The organism is Lactobacillus rodentium (assembly GCF_003423665.1).
Taxonomy (GTDB): domain Bacteria; phylum Bacillota; class Bacilli; order Lactobacillales; family Lactobacillaceae; genus Lactobacillus; species Lactobacillus rodentium.
In genome coordinates this window covers 43,049-49,528 of sequence record NZ_BFBY01000005.1, presented here as the reverse complement: position 1 = coordinate 49,528, position 6,480 = coordinate 43,049, and the positions used below count along the sequence as shown (strand labels likewise).

Here is a 6,480-nt window from a genome sequence, read left to right as displayed (position 1 = left end):
CAAAGCTACGCAAGTGATGCTAAGAGTGATGAATCAGTAGCAAGCAGTGCTGCTTCAGTAGCAAGTTCTGCAGCAGAAGTAGCTAAGAGTGCTGCTGATGATGCTGAAAAGGCAGCTCAAGCTGATAATAACAATACCGGTGACAACACTGATAATCCTCAACAACCTACTGATAACAACAATAATGGTAAGTCAGATAACAATAATTCCGATAATAAAGACAACACTGGTAAGAATACTGACAAGGGTAACCAAGGCAAAGATAATACCAATAAAGGAACTACTGGCAACAACCCTGCTGGTAAGGGAGATAATAACAAGGGTGCTGGTACTAACCAATCCGCTCCTGTAATTACCAATAACCCTACTAACTTTGCTGGTAACAATGCTAGTGATACTGATTCCTTATTAGATGCTCAACGTCCATTAAGTGAACAAGCAGAAGCATTAGCTGAAGAAGGTTACGTAGTTACTGTTGGACCTCACGGACAAATTATTGATTACTACCCAGCTGCAGATGGTCAAGGAATGATTATCTATGTTGACGCAAATGGTAATGTAATCGGTAAGGTTAAAGTTGGTAAGGCTGGTCAATTACCACAAACTGGTGCAAAGAATAATGAAGCTGGAATCTTTGGTTTAGCTTTAGCTTCTATTGCTGGATTCTTCGGATTAGCAGCAGGTAAGAAGCGTAAAAAGAATGACTAATAAATAAAACGAACTGATAATTAGTTTTATAGCTTTGCAACCATAATAAAAAGCCTCGAAATTCAATTCGAATTTCGAGGCTTTTTTGCATGTAATTACTTAATCTTTATTTATTAATTATTTTTATTCAAGAATTTGGGTGAAGTTTCGGGTGCCCAGATTAAACAAATAATAAAACTCATGAAGAGAACAATTGCACAAACCCACATTGCTAAACTACTGCCACCAATATTAGTTAAAATTGGTAGTAAAAATGTTCCGGCAGCTGCACCAATACGACTAATAGTAATACAAGTCCCCACACCTGTACCACGTACTTTGATATCAAATAGTTCAGTTGGATAAGAATAATCTAGTACTAAACCAGAAGATAAAATAATGGCAAAAATTGAAAAAATAGTCAATTTAGCTATTGAATTAAAGTGAGTCCCAAAGGCTAAAAGCCCAATTAAAATACTAGAAATCAAGAAATTAGCAATTAAAAAGGCCCGGCGACTAATTCTATTAAAAATAAAGATTCCAAATAGAATCCCAATAAACATAGCACCGTTATAAATTATTCCTGATATTTTTTCGTCAGTAATATTCATCCCTTGAAGCAAAATAGGTAAGAAAATACTAATTCCAAAGAAAGCAAAGGCCTGACAAGCGTAGAACATTCCGCCAACAAAAACTTTTCGGCGATATGGTTTTGTCAATAAAAGTTTCCAGGTTGATTGTTTTGCTGGTTTAGTTTTCTTAACTCGTTTAGGTACGGCCCACTTTTTACCTAGGTGTTTTCTAATTAAATGATTGGCTTTTTTAACTTTTCCTTTGCTGGCCAGCCAACTAGGAGAACCTGGTAAAGGAAAAATACTTCTAAAAATAGCTGCTATTAAAGCAGGTATTGCCCCTGTTGCAAAGATTACTTGCCAAGTATAAGCACCAAAACCTGTAATATAGATTCCGGTTAAATATGATGCAATAAAGCCCAGTGTCCAATAGATTAAAAGCTGAGTTTGTTTTTTGCTATCTTCTCCTTGAGGAAGCCATTCAGTAAGTAAGGCATTCCCTACCGTATAATCAACGGCAAGCATTAAACCAGCGCCTACTCTTAGTAAAAAGGTTAAAAATAAGTTACTGGTAAAAAGACTTAGAGCAGAAAATAAAGCTAATACATACATATTAAGCATTAACATGCGTCGGCGTCCGATTTTATCAGAAATTCGGCCAACGATTAAACTTCCAGCCAAACCAATTAAAGCACCAGCACCAATTAACCCAGTCCAAAAATCACTAATTTGGATATATTGAGCCGCATTAGACAGTGCTGTCCCACTAATACCAAGTGCAAAGCCACATGCCATTTGTCCCAAAACTATGGCAACAAAAATGCGAATATGAATTGGCATTAATGGTGCTTTTTTATAACTTTTCTTTTTGATTGGTTCTTGAATTGTTGAATCACTCATAAAAATAAATAAGAAATTTTTCTTATTTATGTAATAATCCCTCCTAAATTTTAAAAAGCTAATATAACTACCCTAACAAAAAAATGGATAGGATACAAAAAACGGTCTGATAATTACCAGACCGTTCGATTAATGCTTAATAGTTTTTAGGACATGATTGAATAAGGAAAAAGAAGCTTCTAGAAACATCCCGGCTGCCATTAGATACATTGCCGGTATCATTTTATTACTAAAAGTAAAAAATGCAGTTATTGCATATAATAGGACAAAGAATATTTTTTTAAGCACTAATCTTCAACCTTTCTAATTTTTCCGGCAGCAATTGGTAAAGTAGTATGTGGATCATAAGACATTACAGTACCTTGAACACTTGCAGGAAGTTTCATTGATTCAGGAATACCATGAACATAAACTACGCGCTTGTCTAATTGAAGATCTGGTGTATTAAAGGCCCTTTTAAAGGAAGCTTGCAATTCTTTGAGTGGCACATCAATTTCATATTCATAATGACCAGAATCATCAGCAACAGGATAACCATCATGGGGAATATTCATTTTATGAGGTGCATTATCTAAAGGAACCATGGTTGTACCAGAAAATGGTTCTGTTTCTGGGAGATCAATATAGCCATCATGATTAGTGTCTGCTGCCGCCGTAGGAACTTCGGCATCTTTGCCATCAGGAAAGCCATGGAAATGTTCCCAGTGTTCAATATTTTTAGGGGTATCAAACATTTCAACATGAATATGTAAATTATCACCATTTTCGATAAATTCAGCTGTTCCATGTGGAACACAAGCGATTTTTTGTTCATTTAATGGCTTGATTTCTGCAAAATATTTAGTCATATAATTTTCCTCCGTTTATTTTTAATTTATGTTTTTAGTATAATTGATTTATCAAAAATAAAATTGATTTAAGTCAAGAAAAGAGAAAAATAATGCATAATCCAGAACAATGTTTGAGTAAGGTAGAAATTTTTAAAACCTTACCTCATGAAATTAAAGAAAAATTAGTCTCAACATCTAAGCATCAGCAACATTATCATGCTGGAAGTCTAATTAAAAGAGCCGACGAAGATAGTGGCTTGATTGTAATAGATCAGGGAAAGGCCAAGGTTTTTAGTTTAGATGAAGATGGTAATGAAGTAGTATTAAATATTTTGAAAATGGGAGAAATTGAAGGCGAAGGAGAACTATTTGGTGAAAGTAAAACTAATACTTGGATTGAAGCACTAGAAGAGACAGCCGTGTGCAGTATTGATCGAGATAAATTTCAGAATTTTTTACAGGATAATCCTGGAGTAGCCATAAAATTATTAAATAATTTTGGTGAAAAAATAGTGCAAATTCAGCGACACGAAGTCTTAAAATCTGCTTTTAGTGCTAAAGAAAGAATTTGGGAATATTTAAAAGATCAAAGTATTGCACAAGGGCAAAAGGAAATAATATTAACTTTAAAGAAAAAGGATTTGGCTGCTTATTTAGGTATTTCAGCGGAAACTTTTTCTCGACAATTAAAGGTGCTAGAAAAAGAAGGGAGATTAAAAGTAAAGGGGAGAAAAATTGAGCTAAAAGAAAAGAGCGTTTAATTAAACGCTCTTTTTTGAGATTAAAATTTAAAAGTTCGGTGATAAATTGGATCTACGCGATGATCAAGATATGCTCCCGCTTGAGGCGTGATTTCTAGAATTCTTAGTTCTTGCTTAGCTTGTTCTAAATTATCTTTATAGATTTCATTAAGATAGGGATTTTTTTCAAAGACTTCATCTAAATATTGATGGTCGATATTTTTGATGGTAGCAGTTAATGAAAAGCCACACGAATCCATTGTGCCATTACCTTTATAGCCATTTACTTCAATATTAGGATTATTTATTAAGCACTTAAAGAAAGGATTCTTAACTGAAGTGGTCATATATAACTTCATATCTTTGACCATTAACATATCACATACTTGAGCAGCAGGATTTCCAACAGAATTTACACTGGAAACAACCGCATTATGGATTTCATCAACAATAAAATCTAAAAATTCTTGATTAGTGGTGTCATTATTCAAGATACTAACTGACATAATTAACTCCTTAATAACTGTTAAAGCTAGGCACCAGCAATTTTAGTCTTGTTAAGTAAAAGTGAGCTCATTACTACTGAAACTGAAGAAAAGGCCATTGCGAGTGCTGCAAATTCGGGACTTAAGGTGAAACCAATGCCAACAAAGATTCCTGCAGCAATTGGAATACCAATAGTATTATAGATTAAAGCCCAGAATAAGTTCAATTTAATCCGATTAAAGGTTTTTTTAGAAAGATCTAAGGCACGGACAACACCCAAAAGATCGTTTTGAACTAGAACGATACCACCGGCGTCGATTGCAATATCTGTTCCTGAACCCATAGCAATCCCAACATCGGCTGTTGAAAGTGCAGGAGCATCATTTATACCGTCACCTACAAATGCAACTGTAGCATCATTTTTTTGTAATTCTTGGATATGAGCTGCCTTTTCATTAGGAAGGACCCCAGCAATAACTTGATCAATCCCAACTTCGTTAGCAATCGCTTGTGCTACTGCTTCGTTATCACCAGTAAGCATGATTGTCTTTAAACCACGAGCTTTTAATTCAGCAATAGCCTTCTTAGAGCTAGGTTTTGGCATATCCTGGATAGCAATGAGGCCAATAATTTTATCATTGAGTCCAACATAAACTACAGTTTTGGCCTCATTTTGTAATTGATTTGCCTTTTGTGAAAGTTCAGCAGAAATAGGAACATCGGCTAATAAACGAGAACTACCTACAAAGGCATCTTGATTCTCAAATGTTGCTTTAACACCTTTACCTTCAAGAGCAGCGAATTCTTTGACTGTTTGAGGAACTATTTTTTCTGATACTGCCTTCTTTAAAATTGCACTAGCAAGAGGATGTTCAGAAGATTCTTCTAGACTGGCCGCTACTTTAAGGACTAATTCTTTATCACCAATTACATCGGTAACTTCTGGCTTACCAACAGTAATCGTCCCAGTTTTATCAAAAACTACAGTATCTAATTTGCTTACTTCTTGTAGTACTTCACCATTTTTGATTAAAACTCCCATTTTGGCACTACGAGCAGTTCCCACCATTAAAGCAGTAGGGGTAGCTAGACCTAGAGCACATGGACAAGCAATAACGACTACAGCTACAGCAAAGAGCATGGCCTCAACCGCAGTTGCACCTAAGAAGGCAAACCAAATTACAAAAGTTAAGATCGCAATGATCATGACAACAGGTACAAAGATATTAGAAATCTTATCAGTCAAATTTTGAATTGGAGCATGACTAGTTTGGGCCTTTTTAACCAAATCAACTATTTGAGCCAACATGGTATCCGAACCTACTTTAGTTGCTTTGAAAGTGATAACGCTATTGGTATTCATGGTAGAGCCAACGACGGTATCACCAACATGTTTTTCAACCGGCATACTTTCTCCAGTCACCATTGATTCATCTAAACTAGATATTCCCTGGGTAATAATGCCATCAACTGGTACTTTTTCACCAGGCTTAACCCTAATTAAGTCACCTACTTGAACTTGATCCAGTGGAATTTTTACAAATTTGCCATCTCTTAGAACTTCAGCATCTTTTGCTTGTAATCCCATTAATTTTCCTAAGGCATCAGAAGCATTATCGTGCATCTTTTCTTCCATGGCATCGCCAAGTAAAACAAAGACAGTTACAAAGGCAGCACTTTCAAAGTAAACTGGACGATTAGTACACATTGCAAAAATACTGTAGAAATATGCAACTGCTGTACCAGTAGCCACTAAAGTATTCATATTAGCACTATGCTTTTTAAAAGCAGCCCAGGCACTTTTCCAATATGGTACTGCTGAAATTGCCATAATAATTGTAGTGGTAACTAAGGCAATCCAATTATAGTAGGGCATCATCCAATGAAATGGCATGGCAAGCATTTGGATTAACATTGGAATTGAAAGGATCAAGGAGATCCAAAAACGTTGAATATTTGTAAGTTTCATTATTTTACAACTACCTTTCCATGGAACATATCCATGCCACAAGCAAAGTCATAAGTTCCTGGCTTATCGGTTGGAATATTGACAGTAACTTCTTTTTTGCCATTGAGATCATCATGAATATCTAAACTCTTAAAGTTTAATTGATCTAAACAACCTAAATTTCCTTTAGGGATAAATTTTATTTGAGCGGGCTTTCCTTCTTTAAACTCAATAGTATTAGGTTTATAACCATGATTATCTGCAGAAACAATTACTTTTTTTACTTGGTTTTTAGAAAAAATACTCATTTGATTAGG

General features: G+C 35.1%; 7 protein-coding genes. 2 read left to right on the top strand and 5 right to left on the bottom strand.

The annotated features are described in order from the left end of the window. Positions 1 to 708 (top strand): LPXTG cell wall anchor domain-containing protein (locus LrDSM24759_RS07765; RefSeq protein WP_170133359.1); only part of this gene is annotated, 708 nt, incomplete at its 5' end. Between the two features lie 113 nt (positions 709 to 821). Here LrDSM24759_RS07765 and LrDSM24759_RS04160 read toward each other — a convergent pair. Together LrDSM24759_RS04160 and LrDSM24759_RS04155 are read right to left on the bottom strand one after the other, a co-directional pair. Beyond that, positions 822 to 2,159, bottom strand: coding sequence for an MFS transporter (locus LrDSM24759_RS04160; protein WP_245953338.1), 1,338 nt, complete (start codon positions 2,157 to 2,159; stop codon positions 822 to 824). Between the two features lie 287 nt (positions 2,160 to 2,446). Beyond that, positions 2,447 to 3,007 (bottom strand): hypothetical protein, encoded by a 561-nt coding sequence (locus LrDSM24759_RS04155; protein ID WP_117118237.1) that lies wholly within the window; start codon positions 3,005 to 3,007, stop codon positions 2,447 to 2,449. A 92-nt stretch (positions 3,008 to 3,099) separates the two neighbouring features. Here LrDSM24759_RS04155 and LrDSM24759_RS04150 point away from each other — a divergent pair, with 92 nt between their 5' ends. After that, positions 3,100 to 3,750: a Crp/Fnr family transcriptional regulator gene (locus LrDSM24759_RS04150; protein ID WP_117118236.1), complete on the top strand. Its 651-nt coding sequence runs from the start codon at positions 3,100 to 3,102 to the stop codon at positions 3,748 to 3,750. 20 nt (positions 3,751 to 3,770) lie between these two features. Here LrDSM24759_RS04150 and LrDSM24759_RS04145 read toward each other — a convergent pair whose 3' ends face one another. From LrDSM24759_RS04145 to LrDSM24759_RS04135, 3 genes are read right to left on the bottom strand one after another with little or no spacing between them, the layout of a single operon-like run. Further along, a complete protein-coding gene (locus tag LrDSM24759_RS04145) occupies positions 3,771 to 4,235 on the bottom strand; it encodes a hypothetical protein (protein WP_117118235.1) in 465 nt (154 codons plus the stop codon). A 26-nt stretch (positions 4,236 to 4,261) separates the two neighbouring features. Further along, entirely contained in the window at positions 4,262 to 6,184 is a 1,923-nt protein-coding gene (locus LrDSM24759_RS04140; RefSeq protein WP_117118234.1) for a copper-translocating P-type ATPase, read from the bottom strand. Beyond that, positions 6,184 to 6,471 carry a cupredoxin domain-containing protein gene (locus LrDSM24759_RS04135; protein WP_117118233.1) on the bottom strand — a complete coding sequence of 96 codons (288 nt, stop codon included), beginning with the start codon at positions 6,469 to 6,471 and terminating at the stop codon, positions 6,184 to 6,186. The genes LrDSM24759_RS04140 and LrDSM24759_RS04135 overlap by 1 nt, the downstream gene beginning before the upstream one ends. Positions 6,472 to 6,480 lie beyond the last annotated feature (9 nt).

Bases quoted from the DNA above. Each gene is read 5' to 3' on its own strand.
- LrDSM24759_RS04160 (WP_245953338.1), bottom strand. From the start codon at position 2,159: ATGAGTGATTCAACAATTCAAGAACCAATCAAAAAGAAAAGTTATAAA.
- LrDSM24759_RS04150 (WP_117118236.1), top strand. From the start codon at position 3,100: ATGCATAATCCAGAACAATGTTTGAGTAAGGTAGAAATTTTTAAAACC.
- LrDSM24759_RS04155 (WP_117118237.1), bottom strand. From the start codon at position 3,007: ATGACTAAATATTTTGCAGAAATCAAGCCATTAAATGAACAAAAAATC.
- LrDSM24759_RS04135 (WP_117118233.1), bottom strand. From the start codon at position 6,471: ATGAGTATTTTTTCTAAAAACCAAGTAAAAAAAGTAATTGTTTCTGCA.
- LrDSM24759_RS04145 (WP_117118235.1), bottom strand. From the start codon at position 4,235: ATGTCAGTTAGTATCTTGAATAATGACACCACTAATCAAGAATTTTTA.
- LrDSM24759_RS04140 (WP_117118234.1), bottom strand. From the start codon at position 6,184: ATGAAACTTACAAATATTCAACGTTTTTGGATCTCCTTGATCCTTTCA.